Genomic DNA, 20,703 nt, shown 5'->3' on the forward strand with positions numbered 1-20,703 from the left:
GTTTTCATGGATCACGAAAAGGCGAGAGCCGAAGAAACAGCCGCGATGGAGCGCGTTTTGACCGCAACCACGCGAGTAAAGACGGCCTTCGCGTCGCTGCAATCGCAATTCCCGCCGGCCGGCAGCGGCCAGCCTTCGCAGTTCGCGCTGCAAACCTTCGACGCTGCGTTGCAGGAACTCGAAGACGCCCAAGCCGCATTCGACGAATTGCTCGGCGATCTGCTTGACGGCAATCGTTAAGTGGCATAGCCGGTCTCTTCACTGCATAGCTGGTGCGTAGTACGCGAGCGGTGGCCGTCTTCAGTTTCATCGAGCCGGCCGCCGCGTTATTGGGAGGTGCTGGCCGGACTTGACCGTTAGTTGCGCATTAACGTCGTGGATCTGGGCATATCGCAAGGCCGGATCCTCATCGCCCAGCCGCAACAGCGTCCGAAAGAAGCACGCAATACGTAGCGCATGCCGCCCCTGGAAGAACTGCCGGCGCCGCAGACTGCTTCGCCCAATCAGTTACGTTGCGATCTCTCGGCCGGATGCCGGTGACGGCCACACATCCGTCACGCCGCATCCGTCGCAATTTCCGGCTCGCACAGAATCGGAAAGTTGACCGAGTTCGCGATATAGCACTTCTCATGGGCCACGTGATGCAAACGCCCGGCCAAATCGAGGTCGCCGCCGGCCCGAATCACAACGTGCGGGCGTAGAACGATCCGCGAAAAGCGGCCCCGCTCCGGACTATCGAGCATCGTGCCTTCGGCGTTGTCGCGATAGCTCAGAACCACGACGCCCGCCTCCGAGCAAAGATGCAGATACCAGAGCTTGTGGCAGGCGGACGCCGAGGCGACCAGCAGATCCTCCGGATTCCACCGGTTCGCGTCGCCGAGAAACGCCGCGTCAGATGATCCGGGAATATCGGGCTTGCTTCCCGCCGCGATGATGTGGTCCCGGCCGTATTCGCGGTATCCCGCGGTGCCGCTGCCGCGGTTGCCTGTCCATTGCACCGATATCGCGTATTTGTGCTCGCCGTATGCCATGCCAATCTCCTTTGCTGTTGACCCGGAATTGAATTCGCAACGAATGCATTCTATATGCGCATAGCAATTTTGGTATACCATTATTCCAAACGGCAACCGACAGAAACACATGGACCACAAACTGGATTCGACGGCTGACTCCATCGCCGTCTCGCTACGCGAACTGATCGCGAGCGGCGAACTGGAGGACGGCGCAAGGCTGGTCGAGCGCGAACTCGCCGATCGATTCGGAGTGAGCCGGGTGCCGATGAGAGAAGCCATACAAAAGCTCGAGGGCGAAGGACTGGTCGAACTCATGCGCAATCGCGGCGCCGTCGTGCGAACCCTGACGGAATCCGACCTGGATGAGATTTACGGCCTGCGCGGTTTGCTCGAAGGAGACGCCATCTTCCACGCGGTCAAACGCATGGACAGTGAGACGTTATCGCGCGCCGAACTCGTTCATCGGCTTCTGGGCGACGCGGATACAGCGCAACGACAGGGCGAACTGAATCGCGAGTTTCATGAGCTGCTGTACCGGCCGTGTGCCAACGGCCGTCAATTGAAAGCGATCCGCGAACTACGCACTCAGGTCGAGCGCTACGAACGATTGCAAGGCACGCTGCTCGCCGACACACCCGCCTTTCAGGACGAGCATCTCAAGATTCTCGAAGCATGCGAGGCTGGCAACGCACGACTCGCGCGATCGATGACGGTGGAACATCTCGCGTCGGCGAAACGCATCGTTCTGCAACTGGTTCGGGCTGGTTGACGACTACTGCCCGAACGCTTTTCCCGTCACGTTCGGCGCTCGCGGATCCGGGCTCATATTCAGGCTGGTGCCGTTTGCCCGCATGTTGTTGAGCACCGGGTCCGATCCCATGCCGCCGGGTCCGCCAATCGCAGGGGAACTGCCCACCGTACCCACGCCCGGCGTTGGGCTCAGGCCGGCTGCGCCCGCCCCCAGATTCATTCCCTGCCCCGCGCCCGCACCGTTGGCCCCACCTGCCTGCAAACCGCCCACCCCATTGGCACCAAGGTTTGCCGACTGGGCATAAGCCGCACTCGCCAGACCCATCACCAGCGCCGAAGTCAAAACACCCTTTGCCACGATTTTCATAACCCACTCCGTGATGCTGTCGAATTGCCCGGCCGAGCTACCTACACCATCGTAGCGATGTCGAGCAAAAGACGCTCTTGAAGGAACCCGGTCAAACAGTAAGACTGCCCGCCTGCCACGTTTGTTCATCGTTGAAATCTGGACGACACGGCGTACACGCTCGACCATTTCCACACGAAGCCGTTGAAACTGGCATCCGGATTCCAGGCGACGACCGGCGCGCGTCTGGCGAAGATTCGCCACAATCGTCCGCAGCGTTTCCTCGACGAATTTATCGACGAAATCTGAACGAGCCGACCTTCGTGAGCAACTTGTACAAATGCTTACAAAGCAGCGTGCGCCTGGCGTACACCGCCCGCGCTGCTGCCGCGTTATTGCAGGCATCTACCCGCGGAGCCCGCAATGAACACCAATCTCAATCCCAGCAATCCACAGCGCAGCCGCATTCACCCCCTGGTCGCCGGCGCAGCCGCGGCCGTTATCCTGGCGAGCGCCACCGGCATTGCGGCGATGACAGGCCTTCTGCCTACCTCGCACGCCGTGACGGAGCCCGCGCCGCCGGCCACCACGGTCGCGGCGCAAGTTGCGAGCGCTCCGGCCGTCGCGACCCAATCGGCCCCAGTTCAGCAAACGACTCAACAAACAACCCAGCAAGCCGTCCAGCAAGCCGCACCCGCACGTCCGCGCGTCCATCACACGCACAGCACGCCTGCCGCGGACACGCCGAGGTACGCAAATGATCAGGGTTACCAGGCGCCGTATGAATCCGCGCCGGCAAGGCCGGTCGCCGATCCTTATGCGGGCGAAGTCGTCGCCATCAATACGGTCCAGGCGCCTGAGCCGACCACCGGACTCGGCGCACTGGGAGGCGCGGTCGCCGGCGGACTCGTCGGCAATCAGATCGGCGGCGGACGCGGCAAGATTCTCACCACCATCGCGGGCGCTGTCGGCGGAGGCCTTGCCGGCAACGGGATCGAGCATGCCGTGCGCAAGCAGACTACCTATCAGGTCCAGGTGCGCATGCAGGACGGCAGCTACCGCAACTTCAGCTACCCGACGCAGCCGAACGTCCAGATCGGCGAGCGGGTTCACGTATCCGGCGATTCGCTGACCGCTTCGTGAAGTCTCGCGTCGGCATGTCACCGGATGCCGGTATGCACGAATGTGGGGAAACGCCGTGCGCGTTATGATCAACCGTTACGCCAGAACGGCTGATCGCGCACGATGGAGCACGCCTACATCCACCTTTTGCATCTGCTTGCCGGCCATCCGGCGTGGACACTCACGGTCATCTTTCTTGCGGCCTTCCTGGAGGCCATCGCCGTCATCGGCACCTTCATTCCAGGCAGCACTGCCATGTTTCTCGCCGGTGCGCTGGCCGGCACAGGTTCACTGAGCCTCGGCTGGGTGTTCCTGTGGGCGATCGCCGGCGCCGTCGCCGGGGACGGCATGAGCTTCTGGATCGGCAACCGCTACAAGGACAGGATCGTCCAGCTCTGGCCGTTCAGCAAACACCCGCAGGTACTCGACGCCGGCTACCGCTTCTTTCAGAAACACGGAGCCAAAAGCGTCGTGTTCGCCCGCTTCATCGGACCATTGCGGGCGATCGTGCCGGTCGTGGCGGGGATGCTGTGCATGACGCCGGTGCGCTTCTACGCAATGAATGTGCTGTCGGCGCTGATATGGGCTCCCGCGCATATCCTGCCGGGGGTGGTATTCGGCGCCTCCGTGCTGCTGGCCGGCGCGGTGTCGTTCCGTCTCGTCGTCATCATCGCGTTGCTGGTGGGCATCGTCTGGCTGAGCTTTCGCGCGATGGGTTTCCTGCTCTCGCATGCCAGTGCGTGGTCGAGCGCGGCGGGACGCTATCTGGGAAGCTGGGCCTGCCGCCACCCAGGCCCGTTCGGCCGGCTCGCGCGGCAACTGCTGGACCCCGAACAGCCGGATGCCAGCAGCGTCGTGGTGACATCGCTGCTGGTGCTGGCGGCGGGCGCACTCTTCTTCGGCGTCCTCGAAGACGTCATCAGCGGCGATCCGCTGGTCAACGTCGACCTGTCCGTCTATCACTTCCTGCAATCGGTCCGCACGCCCTGGAGCGACACTGTCCTTGCAGGACTGGCGACGCTCGGCAGCGTCTTCACGCTGACGGCGCTGGTCGTGACAGTGGTGGTGTGGATGCTGCTGGAGCGGCGTTGGCGCACTATCGGCTACTGGCTCGGCGCGGTCGTGTTTTCCCAATTGCTGATCTTCGCACTGCAGTTCGCGATGCGCCGCGCGCCACCCAATGAATTCATCTCCGACGCCTACGTGTTTCCGAGCAATCACGTCGCCGCCACGGTGATCGTCTACGGCTTCCTCGCGTTCCTGCTCGCGCGACGGGTCGGCATGCTGGAAGGTTTGTTCGTGGCGACTGCAAGTACGGTGGTCGTGATCGTGGTCGCGCTGTCGGGACTTTACTTCGGCAGGTACTGGGTCTCCGACGCGATCGGCGGCGCCGCGCTCGCGTACATCTGGGTCGCCATCGTCTCGCTGACGGCGATGTTGCGGCATCCGGAAATGCCACCCTCACGCGGCTTCATGCCGGTCGTGGTTCTGGTGGTGATGCTCGTGAGCGTGGGTGTGCAACTGAGCGTCAAGCCGCCGGCGCCGCCGCCTGACAATGCGCTGCGCCCGCCGCCCGTGCTGATCACTCAAGCGCAGTGGACCGTGTCGCTGTGGAAGAGACTGCCCTGCTATCGCTCGGATATGGGCGGTGACCGCAAGGAACCGCTCACGCTGCAATGGGTATCGAACCTCGATTCGATCAAGGGGCAACTGCGCGCGCAGGGATGGGTCGAGGGCACGGACCTCTCCGCGCACAGCTTGCTCTCGCTAGCCTCGCCGAATGTCGCGGCGGTAGCGCTCCCGGTATTGCCGAAGCTGAACAATGGCGTGCCTTCGTCGCTGGTCTTCATGCGTCCCGGCGACAACCGCGACGAACGCGACGTCCTGCGCTTCTGGCCGAGCGGCTATGCCGTAGCGAACGGTGCATCGACCACCCCGCTATGGGTCGGGGCTTTCGCGCACGAACGGCTCGCCCGGGCATCGTGGCCGATCAATATTCTGCGGGTCGACAAGGAAGTGTCGTCATTCGATGCTCACACCAAAACGAGCGCCGATCTCGGCGCGGCGCTCGTGGCCCAGGTGAGTTGCCATGGCGTGCCGGTATCGCTGCTGGCCTCTCCGGTGGAATGAGTGGCGCGTTGCCGGCGGCTCACCTGGATGTGTCTGGATGTGCTGTGCGTGTTCGCCGTACCCATTCAGAAATCGCTCTGCGCTCAATCACTTGGCGGCTTCGCCCAGAACTTGTCCACAAGGATATGAACATTTTCTGTGGATAACCTTAGCGAGGCGATGCTGGAAGCAACCATCTGATCGATCGGCATGCCGGAATCGTCGTTGATGTTGAGCGACCAGCTAATATGGCTCGTTGTGTGGGGCGTTGTTAGGACTATCTCTTGCGAGCGGTTCGAGGTAGCTGCAACACAATCCGCGCGATCGATGCCATACACACTCGCAGTTCGGTGACAAACTTCGAGAAGCGTTGTTTCTCTTCGCAACTTGAACCGATCAAGAATTGCTCGCTGCACTGCCTTTTCATCGTCTGTCAGACCGAAAGTCAAGACCCGCTCTGCAATGTTGAACAGATCCCAGAGATGTTTCGCTCTATGGCTGGATCCCAATGCTTTTCAAGAAAGACCGAGAGGGCCATATCGGAAGGCAGCTCTATCTCACGTCCACCACAACGCGTACCTGCGAATCTGTGCATGCGTCCTATTCCGCCCATTTCTCGGATAGCGAGACCCGGCACTGGAAGCGCGCGATCGTCATCGACGACCGCCGCCTCGCGCTGCGGACGACGCCGGACCAAAAATTGGACCCCGCACGGTGCGGGTTTTTCATTTCTGGTCGGACCATCAAGGTCTATGGTGCAGCCAGTCCCGTATGAAATGCGTATCCAGCCAGCGGAGTTGCTGATTCCTAGGGCGTTCGCGTCTGTAATGCTCAGCTACCAATATTGCCGCAATGACCAACACGATCACCCCAAACAACACTCCCGTGATTAACTCGGCCATGGCAGCCTCCTTACCAGGTCTCGACCATGCTTACATTTTAGGCGATACGCCCACCCAAAGCGACGCCGGCCCGGTTCCTTTCATTTCTGGCGCGAGCACGTGGTGGGCATAGAATGACCGTGTACCACACAGGAGATTGAGCCATGGCCCGAATGAGAGATCGCCTGAAGGAGCGCCTGGCCGTGACCGATCGACGGCTCAAGGAACTGAAGGAAGCTGGCAGGGCATCGGACAAAGGGCGCCGGCAGCAGTGCAGGCAGAGCAAGGCCGACCGGCATCGCAAAGCGATGCTCGTCGGCGAGACCGTGCTCCGCAGAGTACATAGCGGCGAATGGGAAGAAGCAGACTTCCGGCAGATGATGGATGAGGCGCTATCCCGTCCTGCCGATCGAGCGCTGTTCGACCTTGACTGAGCGCGGCCGATTCCAGTGTCCGACTTGTGGGTAAACCGGCTGCCTTGTCGCCGTAGATTGCGCGATTATCTTGCGCACGGCACCCCGGCAACGGTTGGCAGCAGGACCGGCACTATCCGTCAGGTGTACTGGCGAAGACGCGACGAAAACGCCTCAAGGGCATTGATACCGCTCAGCTCTGCAAGACTGCACCAGTCCTGCAACTGAAGGAGCAACTGTTCGCGCGACATATTCGGCCGTATCCGGGTGACCCGAGGCAGCTACCGATTCTTCACGTACGGGAAATGGGCAACTGCGATTCTCCGTCTCACAGTCGCTCCGGGCCGAGCCTACTGCCAGAAATCCAGGGACGTTAAAACGGGCGCGGTGAGAAGAAGCTGCATGAGCGGGTTCATGTCTGCCATTCAGTCGTGAAGACTCCAGTCATCGCGCCCGGCAAATCGGACGTGAGTATTTCGTGCGTCTTGACCGCCTCGTCATGCCGATCACGAGAGATCGACTACACGATTTACTCAATTACCGGCGATGTCAGTACGGTCCCGTACCGGAGTGGGCGAACGTCCAGGCGATGTCGAACCTGCCCTGTCACCGGAACCTCTTCGCTGGGGACCGAGCGATTCTTGTGTCCTTGCCTGCTAGCGTACCGAGTTGACGGCGAAATTCGCGTAGTGTCGTGGCGACGGGTGTCAAATGCCGGATGCCCTTGCACACACAGCATCGGACTGCCCCGCTCGACTGGAATCCTGTCGCTATTTTTACTGGCAAGCGCTCAGCGACCACTTCGATTCTGCTCTGTACGAGCGGGCTTACATGGAGAACCCTGATGAGCAAGAAATCCATCTCTGACGATAGCGGCGATTTGAATGAAACGTCCGAAGCGACACTGGCGGCGCTGACAACACAGATCAGCGAGTTCGTCCACGAAGGGACGCTCGATAGCCGGTGTGCCGCGAAGCTCGTCAAGCGACTGAAAAAGGAAGCCGAAGCGATTCTGGAATGCAGCAAGGCGGCGAAGACGGGTCAGGAGGAACTGAAGAAGGCTTTCGACGCAGTCGATGCAGCACTGCGCAACCACGATGCTGGTCTGCTGGTTACGGCCAACGCGGTGCTACGCTCGACAGACGATCTGGCGGGTGACAAGAGGCCGGAGTAACGGCGTGAGGTGTGGCCATCGCCGCTTGCGGCAAAGCCACACGCCTTTCCACAGAACGTGCGCCGCTGCCTTGAATGCTCCGCGCGGAAGGTCGCGATTTTTAGCGTGTCCGACCACTGGCCGCCAGCGTACAGACATAACGGCCGATTCGATGCGACGATGTAAGGCACGCGGGGCTGCAATGCACCGTAGCCAGCCGGCCGAACTAACGCGACCGCCGGTCCCTCCAACGTTTAAACAGGAGGACCATCATGATCCGCCTCTTCAGTATTTTCATGCTCGCTGCGGGCCTTGCTGGCTGCGTCGTGGCCCCGCCGTATGGTTACGGCTACGATCCAGGGCCCACCTATGAGTCCGGCCCCGCCTACTACGGCTATGCCCCCGGCTATTACGCGGCTCCGGCCGTCAATGTTGGGATCGGCTTTGGTGGCTACTTCGGCGGAGGACATGGTGGACGCGGACGGTAAATGCGGCGCTCGCAAACGCGCGTTGCGTCACTTTGACGTGACGGCCTGTGACGCTCGCGAGATTCACAGCTAAACCCGTCCGGATCTTCTACGCCGCGGTCTTGAGCGGAGTCACCACGGGATCGGCAAAGGCATTGCCTGCAATGGCGAACGCCAGCGGCGGATTCAGACTGTCGACCATCGAAGTCGGCATGAGGATCGTCGCGCCACGTTCCTTCGTCGTCTCGTTGAGAAGCCACGTTCTCATGTGCAATACGGTAAGTCTGTACGGTAACGTTCAGATCAGTAAAAACAACCCTATCGCGTCATTTATCAACATGACTGGCACCGCGCATGCCGTCCAGCAACGGCACGAAGGCGAGTGTGAGAAGCAGGGCAGCGAGCGGCAGCGTTGCGATGAAGCCCATGTGCTTGAATCCCAACGCGCCCGTCACGCCGCCCACGAAGAACATCCCAAGCAGTGACGCCAGCAGCGCAAGTCTCTGTCGATCGGCGCGCACGCGTGGCGCTCGTGAATCTGGCGCATTCCAGTAGACCAGCTTTCCCAGTTCGATACCGATGTCGGTAACCAGGCCTGTCACATGGGTCGTACGGATTTCGGCTTTCGAAATCTTGGTGATGATCGCGTTCTGAAGACCCATCACGAAGCACAGCACACCTACCGTGGCGGACACGAACAGGAGCCGGTGATGTTCCAGATTCGAGCCGAGCAACCCGAAGCCCAGCAGCAACGTTGCCTCCAGCAACAACGGCGTCGCATACACGCTTTGCGCGTGCCGGCGCCGTCCCCAGTTGATCAGGATCGCCGACGTGGCGGCGCCGGTGAGAAATGCAATGAGTGAACTGAGCCCCGCCACGACAAGGCCGAAATCGCCAAGCGCGAGATTGTCGGCCAGCGACGACACGATACCGGTCATGTGCGACGTGTACTGTCCGACCGCCAGGAAGCCGCCCGCGTTGGCCGCGCCGGCAACGAACGCGAGCCAGCGCCCGAGACGCCGATTGGTCACGTCGGTCCGGTGCGGACTGGCGAATCCTCGAAGATAGTTAATCGGCATGATGGCGGATGAGTGTCAGTTGGATGCAGGTACGGTAGAGGGCGCGCATCGCCATGATGCACCCGAACCGCGCCGAATTCCTCATTGCCCGCCTCTTCACCCGGATGCCGGTACGGCAGCGTACCGACTTCGGCCGCCGGCCGTTGCATCTTCGATACCTCACCGCAGCCCGGTGCACGGATGAGCCGCACTCGAGAAAAATCACCCGCTCACGGGGTTCGCCTCAAGGAGTGTTGATATGTCCAATGTCGCCGATGGTGAATCCTCGCTAACTGCCGACACGCTGCGCAAAATAGACCGGTACTGGCGCGCGTGCAATTATCTCGCCGCCGGCATGATTTACCTGCGCGACAATCCCTTGTTGCGCGAGCCGCTGAAACCCGAACACATCAAGAACCGGCTGCTGGGCCATTGGGGCTCCGATCCGGGGCAAAGCTTCGTACTGGTGCATCTGAACCGGCTTATCAAGCAGCTCGATCTCAACGTCATCTACATTTCCGGCCCAGGGCACGGCGCGCCCGCGACGCTTGCCAGTTGCTATCTGGAAGGCCACTACTCGGAGATCTATCCGGACTGCAGCGAAAATGAAGAGGGTATGCGCCGCTTCTTCCGGCAGTTTTCTTTTCCAGGCGGCATCGGTTCGCATTGCACACCCGAGACGCCGGGCTCGATTCACGAAGGCGGCGAGCTCGGTTACAGCCTCTCGCATGGCTACGGCGCAGCCTTTGACAATCCGGATCTGATCGTTACCGCGGTGATAGGCGATGGCGAAGCGGAAACCGGCCCGCTCGCGACGTCATGGCATTCGAACAAATTTCTGAATCCGGTTCGCGACGGCGCCGTGCTGCCAATCCTGCATCTGAACGGCTTCAAGATCGCGAATCCGACGATTCTCGCGCGGATTCCTCGCGATGAACTCGAAGCGCTTCTGGTCGGCTATGGACACCGGCCGTATTTCGTCGAGGGAGACGATCCCGAGACCATGCATCGCCAAATGGCTGGCACGCTGGAACGCTGTATCGACGAGATTCGCTCGATCCAGCAGCGAGCACGCGCGAGCGGTGACGCAACACGCCCCCGCTGGCCGATGATCGTGTTGCGCACGCCGAAGGGCTGGACCGGCCCAAAAGAGGTCGGCGGACACAAGGTAGAGGGATCATGGCGCGCGCACCAGGTGCCGATTGCGGATCCCGCGACGAACGAGACCAGTCTGAAGCTGGTCGAGAGCTGGATGAAAAGTTACCGGCCGCAAGAACTGTTCGACGAGGCCGGAAGGCTGGTCGCCGAATTGCGCGAGATGGCGCCTGCCGGCACACGCCGCATCAGCGCCAACCCGCATGCGAACGGCGGCCTGTTGTGCAAAGCACTCGATATGCCGCCGTTTCGGGACTATGCGGTCGACATGAAAGCGCCCGCGGCAAGCTACATGCCGCCGACCGATGTGCTCGCGAAATTTTTACGCGACGTCATGCGCCGCAATATGACCAACTTCCGCGTATTCGGTCCGGACGAAACCGCCAGCAATAAACTGACCGCCATCTACGAGGCGTCCGAAAAAACGTGGCTCGCCGAGACCCGACCCGACGATGACGACGGCGGTGAACTGTCGGTCGATGGCCGCGTCATGGAGATGCTGAGCGAACACACGCTCGAAGGATGGTTCGAAGGCTATGTGCTCACCGGTCGGCACGGCCTCTTCGCGACCTACGAAGCCTTTGTGCACGTGATCGATTCGATGTTCAACCAGCACGCAAAATGGCTGGAGAAGGCAAAACGCGAACTGAGATGGCGGCAACCGGTACCGTCGATCAATCTGCTGATTACGTCGCTCGTCTGGCGTCAGGATCACAATGGCTTCACGCATCAGGATCCGGGTTTTCTCGACGTCGTCACCAACAAGAGCCCCGACGTCGTGCGCATCTACATGCCGCCCGATGCGAACTGTCTGCTGAGCATCGCCGACCACTGCCTGCGCTCGCGCGATTACGTCAATGTGATCGTCGCGGACAAGCAGCCGCATTTGCAGTATCTCGACATGGCCGCGGCCGTCACGCATTGCACGAAGGGCATCGGCATCTGGGATTGGGCGTCGACCGACCAGGGCGTCGAGCCGGACGTCGTGATGGCATGTGCCGGCGATATCGCGACGATGGAATCGCTCGCCGCCGTGCAGATACTCAAGGAACAGTTCCCCAATCTGAAAATCCGCTTCGTCAACGTGGTCGACCTGTTCCGGCTCATGCCGGATACCGATCATCCGCACGGTCTGTCGAATCGCGACTTCGACTCGCTGTTCACCGTCGACAGACCGGTCATCTTCAACTTCCACTCCTATCCCACCCTCGTCCACAAGCTCAGCTACCGGCGCTCGAACCACGAGAACATGCATGTGCACGGCTATCAGGAGAAAGGTAACATCAACACGCCGCTTGAACTGGCCATCGTCAATCAGGTCGACCGGTTTTCGCTGGCTATCGACGTGATCGATCGCGTTGCGTGCCTGCAAGGCGTCGGCGACCACGCCAAGGAGTGGCTCCGCGGGCAGATCATCGAACATCTCGCGTATGCGCACACCGAAGGCATCGACAGCGAAGCGATTCGGAACTGGACATGGACGGGGTAGCCCGATGACACGAACAGACCCGGAAACAGGCGATATTCTCGTGCTGAACAGCGGCTCGTCGTCGCTCAAGTTTGGTCTGTTCAGCGTCGCTGCGGACGACGAGGCGCCGCTACTGGAGGGCAGCGCGGACGGCATCGGCCGCGCGGGCGGTAGCCTGCAAATGAAGTCCCGCGACAGCAACGTCGACGTACAGATGTCGCCCGTGATGGAATCGCAAACCGACGCCTTGCAAAAGCTCGCGTCGGTGCTCGACGAGCATGGCTATGGACGGCCCGTCGCAGTGGGGCATCGGGTGGTGCATGGCGGCCCGAATGTGCGGACCCATCGGCGCTTGACCGCTGAGGTGAAGCGGCAGTTGCAGGAAGCGGTGCACTTTGCGCCGTTGCATATTCCGCCGGCGCTGACGCTGATCGACGAAGCATCGGCCATCTTCGGCAACGCGCAGCATTTCGTCTGCTTCGACACGGCCTTTCATTGCACGCTGCCGCCGCGCGCGGCGCATCTTCCGCTGCCGCGCCGTTATGCGGATGCGGGCGTAATCCGCTATGGGTTTCACGGGCTATCGTACGAATCGCTCGTGCACAGACTCGGTGCCGACTTGCCGGCTCGAACGGTGTTTGCTCACCTGGGCAATGGTTCGAGCCTCTGCGCGTTGCGCGATGGGAAGTCCGTCGATACGTCGATGGGTCTTACGCCGACAGGTGGGATACCGATGGGCACGCGCAGCGGCGACCTGGACCCAGGCGTGCTGCTTTATCTGATGCGCGTCGAGGGACTCGATGCAGACGGACTGGAGACTCTGCTGAACCGCGCAAGCGGTCTCGCGGGATTTGCTGGAGGCGAAAGCGACATGCAGGCGCTGCTCAGACGAAGCGCCGATGGCGATAGCGACGCGGCGCTCGCCGTGGAGGTGTTTGCGACGGCCGTGCGAAAGTCGATCGGCGCCTACGCGGCCCTTCTGGGCGGAATCGACTTGCTGGTTTTCACGGGCGGAATCGGCGAGCACAGCCCTGAGATACGCGACAGGATCTGTATGGAACTCGACTTCCTCGGTCTGTCGCCAGGACATCACGTAGCCAAGGTCCGCGTGATGCATACGGAGGAAGAGCGTCAAATCGCGCGGCATTGCCGGGCCTTGCTGGAAAGCCCCGCGAATTGAATTTTCGCAGGGCCGACGATCGGCATCGAGTGTGCGGTCGAACATAGACACGCGACTGTACGTTGTCGTACCGCATTCTCGCGCGCTTCAGTGTAGCGTGACCTCTATCGTCATCCTGTTCATGACCGACGAGTCGCTCAACCGCTTCCGCAGCAGAGACGGCTGGTCAGCTGGCGGCGATGCGTCAGTAGCCGTGCTGAAAGTGGGCGTGAACGGCAATCTCGACACCAGCACCGCTACCGGACAGGTCGACGCGTTCGTTCTGACCAATAGTGGCTTGATGGCCGGCGCGTCGCTGGAAGGCACGAAAGTTACCCGGCTCACGTCGCTTTAAAAAGATGGACTCTGGGGCTCGCCGCTTGACGCGAGCCCAGACTTTTCATGTTGCGGAGAAATCATGTTGCGAAGCATAAGAGACTTGCGCGGAAGCACCGTTCACGCATCCGACGGCGACATAGGCTCGGTCAGCCAGGCCTATTTCGATGACGAATCCTGGGGCGTCCGCTATCTGGTGGTCGAAACGGGCAACTGGCTCAACGATCGCCAAGTGCTGGTGTCGCCGTATTCGGTCAAGCACACGGACCCTGGGTCGAGTGTCGTGCACGTCAGCCTTTCCCGGCAGCAAGTCAGGGACAGCCCGGTTCTCGACACGCACAAGCCCGTATCGCGGCAGCACGAGATCGAATACCTGCGTTACTACAGCTATCCGACGTATTGGGGCGGCCCGAACCTGTGGGGCATGGGCGCCTACCCTGCCTACGATCCGACCGGCGTCCCGCCGGACGCGCTGCTCGATACGCCGTCACAGCCGACGTTGCACACAGACCAGCCGCCTCCGGACGTTCATCTGCGCAGTACCGACGAGGTCAAGGGCTACCACCTCAAGACAGCCGACGGCGGCATCGGCCATGTGTCGGACCTCATCTACGACGACACCGACTGGGCAATTCGTTATCTGGTGGTGGACACACACAACTGGTGGCCCGGCGGAAAAGCCGTGCTGATCGCGATTCACTGGATAGACGGAGTCGACTGGTTCGAGTCTGCAGTGTCGACGACACTCACTCGCGGCGTGATCCAGAACAGCCCCGCGTATGACGACTCGATGCCGATCGACCGGCATTACGAAGTCGTGCTGCACCGGTTTTACGGTAAGCACGGGTATTGGTCGGATGCCAATGAGGACGAGCGCGTTGCCGCGGAGTGATGCCTCGCGCAGGCCGCCGTTCTCGCCCAATCCGCGCACTCCGGGATCGATGACCGTTCTCAGCGCGGTTAGACGATCTTGCGCGATGTCGCGATCGCTTCGTTGAGACAACGGAAAACGCATGCATGGAAACGCACTGCAGGCAGGAGTAGATCATGAGACAAAATATTCAGAAACTGTATCAAGCCCGTATCCATACATTCACACCGGAGTGTCTGGAACTGCAAGATGGCAAATTTGATTTCCGTCTTCGCCATGCGGTGGAAGGCTGCCTTCCTTCGGCCGACCAGCACTATGCCGTCGGCATTTTCGCGACCTGCGAGGAAGGCCATGCGGCCGCGCTTGCATACGGCGACAGATACATTTCGGAGCACAAGTTCGGAATGTAGCGGCCCCGCCGTTCATTGATGAAAAGCGACTGTATCCGGCAGCGATCGGACCGGATGGAGCCGTCGTCTAACCAGGAGCACTGCGTTATGGCAGACAAAATCATCTCAAGCGACACGCACGACGCCCATATGACCGTCAAGGATCACATTGCCGACGGCTGGGTGGCGACGCTCTGGATCGTTGCCAAGGGCGCCCCGAAAGGCAACGAACCCACTACTACGCTCGACACTTTTTTCGATTCTGAAGACACGGCCTGGCATTCGGTCAAAACGCTTGCCCTCGCGAAGCTCAGCAACCTGAAATAAGGCGGGTCGCACATGCCCGCCGTCACGCCGGCTCACCAGCCATGCGCCGTTCGAGCACGATCGGCAGCCTGAGCGTGAATTCGCTGCCCGTACCGGGGCCGGCACTGGTCGCCGACACCGTTCCGCCATGCGATTCGGCGACCGCCTTCACCACGGCAAGACCCACCCCAAGACCGCCGGCACTCGCCGCAATCGTTCTGCTGGACTGAGCGAAGAGGTCAAAGATATGTGGCAGGAGCGCGCCCGATATGCCCAGGCCATTGTCCTTCACGGATACGACGAGGTCCTTCCCGTCCGCGAGCACGTTCACGGCGATGCAACCATTTTCCGGCGTGTATTTCACCGCGTTATGCAGGAGGTTATCGACGGCCTGTGCGAGACGCACAGGATCGCCTTCAATGCGTAGTGCCCTGTCGGCAATCTGCACGGTGAGCGTCTGGCCGCGTTGGGCTGCAGCCAGTGCGGCTGCGGTGAGCGGGCCGGCCAGAACCGCAACGACTTCGATGAGGGCCTTGCTCACACGGAGCGCGCCACGGTCGATCCGCGTGGCATCCATCAAGTCCTCAGCAAGCCGGCTAATCTGTGTGATCTGCCGGTCGAGCATGTCGATCGACCGTAACACCTCCGGACGATCCGCCGACGCCCTGCGAATGAGGTGGACGGCCAGTTGCATCGGCGTCAACGGTCCACGAAGCTCGTGCGCCACCATCGCAAGAATTTCGTCCTTGCGTCGTAGCGCGTCGAAACGATGGGCGGCCGGAGGAGAATGACTGGAAAAAGCGATGGGGGCTCGTTGCTGCGAGCATTCCATCATTTCATCGTTCACGTCTACGTGGCGTGCGTCGGGCGTGCCAACGGACCACCGGAAAGATACTGGATGAGCTGACATGTTGAGCCTCGTTTTTTGACGCGCGGCCTGATGAATGCATTGATGCCCGTCTCGCTACCCCTGCTAACGATCTTGACCAGCATGACGTAGCGTGTCTGGCGTTCAACGCTTCGGTCCCCTCATACCCTCGGTTTCCATCGCGGCATTGCGTTCTTCGCTCGCCTCAATGGAAAGACCTGCGGTGCGAATGCGACATCGATCATGCTGGAAAATACGAAGTGGCGGGGCAACGTCATGTCGATGTGCGTTCGATTTTATCGAACAACCTGAGCAGTCGGGACACCCGGGTCCGTCCATCGGGCACCAGACGCTGATGCGTCGATAGCGACGTAATGCGACGCCGCCAGTACGATAGCCCAAGTGGACTTCCCGGGATAAGAAGCGGAATGATCCGTTCGAGGTGCGTCAGGTCTTCTTCGAATTGATGGTGGAGCATCGTGGTCCTTGGGGGCTGTTTTATGGTCCGCCACAAGTGTGTGCTGACCGGTTTTGCACGTCTGCACGCTACCGTACAGGGTGTGAGGCGAGCCAACCTTTTCACACGAGCCGCGGATGTCTCCAGGTGTGCGGCTTCACGTCGAATCCATGTTGCCCCGCGTGGCTCGCGGTATGGCACCGTACCCGTTCGTCTCAGACCTGCGCTAGCGGACCTGAAGTCAGAGCCCAGTTAGCGCCCTCGTACCGGGACGATGCCGCATTACTGCTAAAGAACCGACGCGGTGGTGGGACTTGCCGTAGCGAACAACGTTGCATAGCGCCGGGCCTTGACCTCGCTCGACGGGATGATGTCGATTCGCACGACATCGCCCTCTTCTTTCGCGGTTTTCGCGCGTCAATGCGTCTGGCTGTCCGGAGCGCCGGCGAAAGCCGCCCGCGCCGTCGCATCAAAACCGGTGGCAGCCGTTACTCAGGCGCGTACCTGAACTCTGATAATGCCTTCAGGGACTCCCTGGCCTTGTTCATGACATTGCTCCTTGAAAATGACCGATGACTGAACCTGTCGACGCGTGCAGGCCACTCGTTCTCTGATGGCACGGTTCGACAACGACTGCCCGTGAGCGGATCATCCAGACACGAATTTTTGCGCTCTTATCTTATATTCTGCCCAGAAGCAGCAATATGAGAACGACGACCAGCAGCACACCCAGCACGCCGCTTGGCATATAGCCCCACGAACGGCTGTGCGGCCAGGTCGGTATCGCACCGATCAACACCAGCACCAGCAAAACTATCAATATTGTTCCCAACATGGAACTTCTCCTTTCCGACTCCGTGTTACAACGAGCCCGTCGCCGCTCTCTCGCCACGTGCCCGGAATCTTCAGGCCTTTCGCGAGGTATCTTCGCAAATTAAATGTGATGCTGACCGGCATCCGCACAACCCGGAAAAGACCCGCCCTGTAGTGTGAGGCTGGCATCGATTTGCCACGCAGTCGGTACGGTGGTGGACATCGGGATTCCTTTTTTTACGCCCGGAGTTCGCGATTGCCGCGTGCCGGATGCGGCCGCGCTGGGGGCATTCCCGGGCTGTCAGTCCAACTGCACTTTGACCGGCCACGAAATCGCTCGGCGCGATCCACATGACCCTCTGCAACAGGCCAGCCAAAGCGCGGCATTCTGTTCAGCAGCGGTCCGGGCGCGGACGAAAAATTTCCCCCTTTCACGCCAGGGTTCAATTGCGTGCCCGCCCTGGTAAAGCGCGCCAGCCGTATTCGCCGGGAATGCTACAGGGGGTGTTGCGGTAGCCCTGCGCTGCCCGTCCGCGCAGGAAAGATACGTGTTTTATATCGCCTTCAGATCAGGCAGCAGCCGGTCGAACTCCCGTTTCACCACGCTGTAGCATTCGCACACGCGCATTTCGAGCCCCGGTCGATCCAGAACCTCGATGTGGCCATGAGCGTAGCGAATCAGTCCCGCGCCCTGCAGTTTCAGCGCCGCCTCCGTCACGCCGGATCTGCGCACGCCAAGCATGTTGGCGATCAGTTCCTGTGTCATCTTCAACTCGTTTGACGGCAGGCGGTCCATGCTGAGCAGCAGCCAGCGGCACAATTGCTGGTCGATCGAATGATGCCGGTTGCAGACGGCGGTCTGGGCCATCTGGGTGATCAATGCCTGGGTATAGCGCAGCAATAACCGCTGCACCGGACCAGCGCGATGGAATTCCTCTTTCAGGATGCGTGCATCCAGTCGATACGCCTGGCCTGCGCTTTGCACGACTGCCCGGTTTGGCGTGGTTTCACCGCCCATGAAGAGCGCAATACCGATGATCCCTTCGTTGCCCACTATCGCAATCTCGGCGGACGCGCCGTCCTCCATCACATAGAGCAGCGATACGATGGACGTTGTCGGAAAATACACGTAGTCGAGGCGATCGCCTGACTCGTACACGACCTGCCCCAGTGGCATCTCGACCGCTACGAGATGCGGGGCCACGCGCGCCCGCTCCGCTTCCGGCAGAACCGAAAGCAGGTGATTTTCTCTGGAATGTTGCTCGTTTTCCATGTCCCGCTCCCCGACATCCCGTCCAGAAACTGCACCGTTTTCGCAGAATTGTTCTTAACGATATCAGCCACCAGCGGCATTTGCGTGAATGCACCAGACAAATGGGCGGGGATGTAGAACTCGCCTGGACCTCGTTCGAATTATAGTTCGCGCGCAGGGTGGCACGTCGCGGCGCGCTGGAACGGCCACCGGCCATGGCTCAACGGCAAGCCCGATCCCCAAACCGCCGGCGCTCGCCGCAATCGTTCGATCAGAACTTGTACTCCGGATTCTTTGGATCGAATACCGAGTCGTCGAAATGTTTCGGCGTCACGTCCGTGAACGAAAACTTCTCCAGGAGTCCGGCATCGTTGTCCCACGCTTCGCTCGTGCGAAAAAAGGGTTGCCGCAAGTCGAGGCCGAGCCGCTCCTTCTTTGCGTAGAAGTCGGGCCGCCCGGTAGGTGTTTCCCACGTGAACGCCACTACCCGCGCATCATGATCGTTCAGCACCTCGATCTTCGAGGGCTTCTCGACACCTGCCGCGCGATACTTCTTCAGCTCAGCCAGAAACAGATCCGTGAAATAGTCTATGCCCAGTTCACGCACGGTATGGTTCGATTGCGCCTTGACGCGAGCGCCATCGATTGGCACCCAAAAGGACACGAGGTTCAGGATCCCACCCGGATGCGCGTAAAGCTTGTCCAGATCCTTCTTCTCGTCATAAATCATTTCCTGCCCGGCATTCCTGCCGTCAGCTAGCCACTTAACGTAGACTTGCCGCGGCTCCTGACGATAGCGGACCAGCATGTGAGCAGACTCCGTCTGCCATTTGCCTTTCACACGTTGCTGACTGAACATCTGGAACTCGCATTCCCGGTAGAGTGTGCTGCCCGTCTCCACGTAGCGAGACAGCGTCTCGGGCGCGAGCGCTCGAAAGAGTTCGATCAGTTGCGCGTCGTCCAATCTTTCGAGCTCACCGCCTTGCGCGGCGCGGCTTAGCCAGGCTACCTGGCGCTCGACAGGCAGACTCGCCACCTGTGCGATCGCGACGGGGGACTGATCTGCCGGCGCTGGATGGCTCGCCGGTGTCGGCGTATCCTCAGCATGCCCCGGCGCGGCAATCATCGCAGCCGATGCGAGCGCTAGAGATGCGAGCCTCGCGAGCCTTGCGGCGCGAGACCTTGTTGACGTCTTGGCGACACCCTGCATGTGGCACCCCGGATTCGTCGATCTTTCGTTAAGACAGCGAGGCAAGCACGATCCACTGCCTTCTGACATGAGCCTTGAACGCGTGGCTCGTTTCGCGATCGGCTGCCGAGCTCAAGTGCGACGTCCCGGCGATTTCGACGTGCTCATGGAGGGCATCGGCGACCTTGCTCCTTATCTCCGGTGGCAACGATCGAACGATGGCGACCGGTAAAGCCGCCTCAGCGTGAATCATCCCAGTATGGAACGGGTATCGATGCGAAGGTCCGGTGAAGGCGTCGTAAGAGCAATCTAACACGATCCGCGGGTACGTTCAGGTCGGCTCATCCGCCTCTACCCGGTCAGAGAGTTCAGTGCTGTTTTGTGCAACGCAGAACCTGGGCCGAGTTGATTGAACGGTTCCGGCATGCCATCAACGGCAAAGGGATTGTCCTGAACCTGCCGTTTTACGTGGCCGATGCGGTTGCGCGCGCTCTGGCTAGCGTACATCGCCTGTTCTGTCCGACACGGGAGCCATTGCTTCATCCGCTGATCGTGCGAATGTTCGGTCGCACGTGCGGACACGGCGCGCAGAGAATTTATCGGGACCGGCTCGATGAAGGCTGCGAGCGAGTGGGGTTCGATGAGGCGCTCGATTCCTCCATCAGCTGGTTTCTTGAGCGAGGCTGATCACCGGACAGCGTTACATTGGCGGATTTTGCGGATGCTATTGGCGAATACCCAACGCCCAGATCATGCACTTTCACGTATATTTAAAAAACGCCCAAAAAAATGTCCGAAATTTCCGGCTTAAAAATCCTATAGTTATTTCGCAATTGGCAGGTTACATGTAAGAAATGGCAACCACGCAAAGACGCGTAACGCTTTTTTGCGAATCGCAAGCCATCACGTTTTATACGCAATAAATCGTCTGGAAATTTTTGATTGTTTTTTTTGAGTTATCGCCCAAACGCCATTACAGCGCATGACCTCCTCGGCAATTTCCCCAGCCTTCAACTGGCTGGAACATTGGATGGCAGGAGAGGCGCCGTAGCGGTGCATGTGATAGCTGTGCGTCACTGTGGTCTCGAACCATTCTCAAGTCGTTGAAAGTAAATAACGCTTCATGCG

At 60.3% G+C, this 20,703-nt stretch carries 23 protein-coding genes and 2 pseudogenes; 13 read left to right on the forward strand and 12 right to left on the reverse strand.

Annotated elements, in window-relative coordinates; all coding sequences use genetic code 11:
* Nucleotides 1–6 precede the first annotated feature (6 nt).
* Entirely contained in the window at nt 7–240 is a 234-nt protein-coding gene (locus P3T22_RS17030) for a hypothetical protein (protein WP_063498721.1), read from the forward strand.
* Between the two features lie 314 nt (nt 241–554).
* Here P3T22_RS17030 and P3T22_RS17035 read toward each other — a convergent pair whose 3' ends face one another.
* Nucleotides 555–1,031, reverse strand: a complete 477-nt coding sequence (locus P3T22_RS17035; protein ID WP_429325537.1) for an OsmC family protein — start codon at nt 1,029–1,031, stop codon at nt 555–557.
* Nucleotides 1,032–1,140: 109 nt separating this feature from the next.
* On the opposite strand from P3T22_RS17035, the gene P3T22_RS17040 reads away from it, so the two are divergent.
* Nucleotides 1,141–1,782, forward strand: a complete 642-nt coding sequence (locus tag P3T22_RS17040; RefSeq protein ID WP_063498719.1) for a GntR family transcriptional regulator — start codon at nt 1,141–1,143, stop codon at nt 1,780–1,782.
* A 3-nt stretch (nt 1,783–1,785) separates the two neighbouring features.
* Here the strand turns inward: P3T22_RS17040 and P3T22_RS17045 are convergent, their stop codons facing one another.
* Nucleotides 1,786–2,130: a hypothetical protein gene (locus P3T22_RS17045; protein WP_429325538.1), complete on the reverse strand. Its 345-nt coding sequence runs from the start codon at nt 2,128–2,130 to the stop codon at nt 1,786–1,788.
* Nucleotides 2,131–2,532: 402 nt separating this feature from the next.
* On the opposite strand from P3T22_RS17045, the gene P3T22_RS17050 reads away from it, so the two are divergent.
* A complete protein-coding gene (locus P3T22_RS17050) occupies nt 2,533–3,252 on the forward strand; it encodes a glycine zipper 2TM domain-containing protein (protein ID WP_429325539.1) in 720 nt (239 codons plus the stop codon).
* Between the two features lie 102 nt (nt 3,253–3,354).
* Nucleotides 3,355–5,361, forward strand: a complete 2,007-nt coding sequence (locus P3T22_RS17055; RefSeq protein ID WP_429325540.1) for a VTT domain-containing protein — start codon at nt 3,355–3,357, stop codon at nt 5,359–5,361.
* Between the two features lie 83 nt (nt 5,362–5,444).
* Here P3T22_RS17055 and P3T22_RS17060 read toward each other — a convergent pair whose 3' ends face one another.
* A complete protein-coding gene (locus P3T22_RS17060) occupies nt 5,445–5,789 on the reverse strand; it encodes a hypothetical protein (protein WP_429325541.1) in 345 nt (114 codons plus the stop codon).
* A 596-nt stretch (nt 5,790–6,385) separates the two neighbouring features.
* On the opposite strand from P3T22_RS17060, the gene P3T22_RS17065 reads away from it, so the two are divergent.
* The gene (locus P3T22_RS17065; protein WP_236721068.1) at nt 6,386–6,655 is read left to right on the forward strand and encodes a hypothetical protein; all 270 of its coding nucleotides are present in this window, start codon (nt 6,386–6,388) and stop codon (nt 6,653–6,655) included.
* Nucleotides 6,656–6,774: 119 nt separating this feature from the next.
* Here P3T22_RS17065 and P3T22_RS17070 read toward each other — a convergent pair whose 3' ends face one another.
* On the reverse strand, nt 6,775–6,885 hold the full coding sequence (locus P3T22_RS17070) for a DesA/ISL3 alpha bundle tail domain-containing protein (protein ID WP_420488505.1): 111 nt from the start codon (nt 6,883–6,885) through the stop codon (nt 6,775–6,777).
* Between the two features lie 593 nt (nt 6,886–7,478).
* Here P3T22_RS17070 and P3T22_RS17075 point away from each other — a divergent pair.
* Together P3T22_RS17075 and P3T22_RS17080 are read left to right on the forward strand one after the other, a co-directional pair.
* Nucleotides 7,479–7,808 (forward strand): hypothetical protein, encoded by a 330-nt coding sequence (locus P3T22_RS17075; RefSeq protein WP_429325542.1) that lies wholly within the window; start codon nt 7,479–7,481, stop codon nt 7,806–7,808.
* 251 nt (nt 7,809–8,059) lie between these two features.
* Nucleotides 8,060–8,275 (forward strand): hypothetical protein, encoded by a 216-nt coding sequence (locus tag P3T22_RS17080; RefSeq protein WP_063498715.1) that lies wholly within the window; start codon nt 8,060–8,062, stop codon nt 8,273–8,275.
* A gap of 88 nt (nt 8,276–8,363) precedes the next feature.
* Here the strand turns inward: P3T22_RS17080 and P3T22_RS17085 are convergent.
* Together P3T22_RS17085 and P3T22_RS17090 are read right to left on the reverse strand one after the other, a co-directional pair.
* A pseudogene (locus P3T22_RS17085) lies at nt 8,364–8,510 on the reverse strand (slipin family protein); the annotation flags it as partial.
* Nucleotides 8,511–8,580: 70 nt separating this feature from the next.
* Nucleotides 8,581–9,333 (reverse strand): YoaK family protein, encoded by a 753-nt coding sequence (locus P3T22_RS17090; protein WP_063498712.1) that lies wholly within the window; start codon nt 9,331–9,333, stop codon nt 8,581–8,583.
* Nucleotides 9,334–9,571: 238 nt separating this feature from the next.
* On the opposite strand from P3T22_RS17090, the gene P3T22_RS17095 reads away from it, so the two are divergent.
* From P3T22_RS17095 to P3T22_RS17120, 6 genes and pseudogenes are all read left to right on the forward strand, one after another.
* The gene (locus tag P3T22_RS17095; RefSeq protein WP_429325543.1) at nt 9,572–11,956 is read left to right on the forward strand and encodes a phosphoketolase family protein; all 2,385 of its coding nucleotides are present in this window, start codon (nt 9,572–9,574) and stop codon (nt 11,954–11,956) included.
* Nucleotides 11,957–11,960: 4 nt separating this feature from the next.
* Nucleotides 11,961–13,115, forward strand: coding sequence for an acetate/propionate family kinase (locus P3T22_RS17100; protein ID WP_429325544.1), 1,155 nt, complete (start codon nt 11,961–11,963; stop codon nt 13,113–13,115).
* 103 nt (nt 13,116–13,218) lie between these two features.
* Nucleotides 13,219–13,449 (forward strand): annotated as a pseudogene (locus tag P3T22_RS17105) (YSC84-related protein); the annotation flags it as partial.
* A 63-nt stretch (nt 13,450–13,512) separates the two neighbouring features.
* Nucleotides 13,513–14,322, forward strand: coding sequence for a PRC-barrel domain-containing protein (locus P3T22_RS17110; RefSeq protein ID WP_063498709.1), 810 nt, complete (start codon nt 13,513–13,515; stop codon nt 14,320–14,322).
* A 155-nt stretch (nt 14,323–14,477) separates the two neighbouring features.
* Entirely contained in the window at nt 14,478–14,711 is a 234-nt protein-coding gene (locus P3T22_RS17115) for a hypothetical protein (RefSeq protein WP_429325545.1), read from the forward strand.
* 87 nt (nt 14,712–14,798) lie between these two features.
* The gene (locus P3T22_RS17120; protein WP_063498707.1) at nt 14,799–15,017 is read left to right on the forward strand and encodes a hypothetical protein; all 219 of its coding nucleotides are present in this window, start codon (nt 14,799–14,801) and stop codon (nt 15,015–15,017) included.
* Nucleotides 15,018–15,039: 22 nt separating this feature from the next.
* On the opposite strand, the gene P3T22_RS17125 is transcribed toward P3T22_RS17120, so the two are convergent.
* The 6 genes from P3T22_RS17125 to P3T22_RS17150 form a co-directional block, all read right to left on the reverse strand.
* A complete protein-coding gene (locus P3T22_RS17125; RefSeq protein ID WP_429325546.1) occupies nt 15,040–15,906 on the reverse strand; it encodes a sensor histidine kinase in 867 nt (288 codons plus the stop codon).
* Between the two features lie 1,094 nt (nt 15,907–17,000).
* Nucleotides 17,001–17,156 carry a DUF3309 family protein gene (locus tag P3T22_RS17130; protein ID WP_082855267.1) on the reverse strand — a complete coding sequence of 52 codons (156 nt, stop codon included), beginning with the start codon at nt 17,154–17,156 and terminating at the stop codon, nt 17,001–17,003.
* 531 nt (nt 17,157–17,687) lie between these two features.
* Nucleotides 17,688–18,407, reverse strand: coding sequence for a Crp/Fnr family transcriptional regulator (locus P3T22_RS17135; RefSeq protein ID WP_429325547.1), 720 nt, complete (start codon nt 18,405–18,407; stop codon nt 17,688–17,690).
* Nucleotides 18,408–18,657: 250 nt separating this feature from the next.
* Nucleotides 18,658–19,512, reverse strand: a complete 855-nt coding sequence (locus tag P3T22_RS17140) for a DUF1571 domain-containing protein (protein WP_429325548.1) — start codon at nt 19,510–19,512, stop codon at nt 18,658–18,660.
* Nucleotides 19,513–19,926: 414 nt separating this feature from the next.
* Nucleotides 19,927–20,118 carry a hypothetical protein gene (locus tag P3T22_RS17145; RefSeq protein ID WP_148662289.1) on the reverse strand — a complete coding sequence of 64 codons (192 nt, stop codon included), beginning with the start codon at nt 20,116–20,118 and terminating at the stop codon, nt 19,927–19,929.
* Between the two features lie 360 nt (nt 20,119–20,478).
* Complete coding sequence (locus P3T22_RS17150; RefSeq protein WP_429325549.1) at nt 20,479–20,652, reverse strand: hypothetical protein; 174 nt, start codon at nt 20,650–20,652, stop codon at nt 20,479–20,481.
* Nucleotides 20,653–20,703 lie beyond the last annotated feature (51 nt).

Source organism: Paraburkholderia sp. GAS348, from assembly GCF_050434205.1.
In the GTDB taxonomy this organism is placed as follows: domain Bacteria; phylum Pseudomonadota; class Gammaproteobacteria; order Burkholderiales; family Burkholderiaceae; genus Paraburkholderia.

Excerpts from the sequence above, each read along its gene's own strand:
- P3T22_RS17130 (WP_082855267.1), bottom strand. The coding sequence starts at position 17,156 with ATGTTGGGAACAATATTGATAGTTTTGCTGGTGCTGGTGTTGATCGGT.
- P3T22_RS17030 (WP_063498721.1), top strand. The coding sequence starts at position 7 with ATGGATCACGAAAAGGCGAGAGCCGAAGAAACAGCCGCGATGGAGCGC.
- P3T22_RS17080 (WP_063498715.1), top strand. The coding sequence starts at position 8,060 with ATGATCCGCCTCTTCAGTATTTTCATGCTCGCTGCGGGCCTTGCTGGC.
- P3T22_RS17100 (WP_429325544.1), top strand. The coding sequence starts at position 11,961 with ATGACACGAACAGACCCGGAAACAGGCGATATTCTCGTGCTGAACAGC.
- P3T22_RS17120 (WP_063498707.1), top strand. The coding sequence starts at position 14,799 with ATGGCAGACAAAATCATCTCAAGCGACACGCACGACGCCCATATGACC.
- P3T22_RS17110 (WP_063498709.1), top strand. The coding sequence starts at position 13,513 with ATGTTGCGAAGCATAAGAGACTTGCGCGGAAGCACCGTTCACGCATCC.
- P3T22_RS17065 (WP_236721068.1), top strand. The coding sequence starts at position 6,386 with ATGGCCCGAATGAGAGATCGCCTGAAGGAGCGCCTGGCCGTGACCGAT.
- P3T22_RS17070 (WP_420488505.1), bottom strand. The coding sequence starts at position 6,885 with ATGTCGCGCGAACAGTTGCTCCTTCAGTTGCAGGACTGGTGCAGTCTT.
- P3T22_RS17095 (WP_429325543.1), top strand. The coding sequence starts at position 9,572 with ATGTCCAATGTCGCCGATGGTGAATCCTCGCTAACTGCCGACACGCTG.
- P3T22_RS17140 (WP_429325548.1), bottom strand. The coding sequence starts at position 19,512 with ATGATTGCCGCGCCGGGGCATGCTGAGGATACGCCGACACCGGCGAGC.
- P3T22_RS17050 (WP_429325539.1), top strand. The coding sequence starts at position 2,533 with ATGAACACCAATCTCAATCCCAGCAATCCACAGCGCAGCCGCATTCAC.
- P3T22_RS17145 (WP_148662289.1), bottom strand. The coding sequence starts at position 20,118 with ATGAAGCAATGGCTCCCGTGTCGGACAGAACAGGCGATGTACGCTAGC.
- P3T22_RS17115 (WP_429325545.1), top strand. The coding sequence starts at position 14,478 with ATGAGACAAAATATTCAGAAACTGTATCAAGCCCGTATCCATACATTC.
- P3T22_RS17035 (WP_429325537.1), bottom strand. The coding sequence starts at position 1,031 with ATGGCATACGGCGAGCACAAATACGCGATATCGGTGCAATGGACAGGC.
- P3T22_RS17045 (WP_429325538.1), bottom strand. The coding sequence starts at position 2,130 with ATGAAAATCGTGGCAAAGGGTGTTTTGACTTCGGCGCTGGTGATGGGT.
- P3T22_RS17125 (WP_429325546.1), bottom strand. The coding sequence starts at position 15,906 with ATGTCAGCTCATCCAGTATCTTTCCGGTGGTCCGTTGGCACGCCCGAC.
- P3T22_RS17135 (WP_429325547.1), bottom strand. The coding sequence starts at position 18,407 with ATGGAAAACGAGCAACATTCCAGAGAAAATCACCTGCTTTCGGTTCTG.
- P3T22_RS17040 (WP_063498719.1), top strand. The coding sequence starts at position 1,141 with ATGGACCACAAACTGGATTCGACGGCTGACTCCATCGCCGTCTCGCTA.
- P3T22_RS17090 (WP_063498712.1), bottom strand. The coding sequence starts at position 9,333 with ATGCCGATTAACTATCTTCGAGGATTCGCCAGTCCGCACCGGACCGAC.
- P3T22_RS17075 (WP_429325542.1), top strand. The coding sequence starts at position 7,479 with ATGAGCAAGAAATCCATCTCTGACGATAGCGGCGATTTGAATGAAACG.
- P3T22_RS17055 (WP_429325540.1), top strand. The coding sequence starts at position 3,355 with ATGGAGCACGCCTACATCCACCTTTTGCATCTGCTTGCCGGCCATCCG.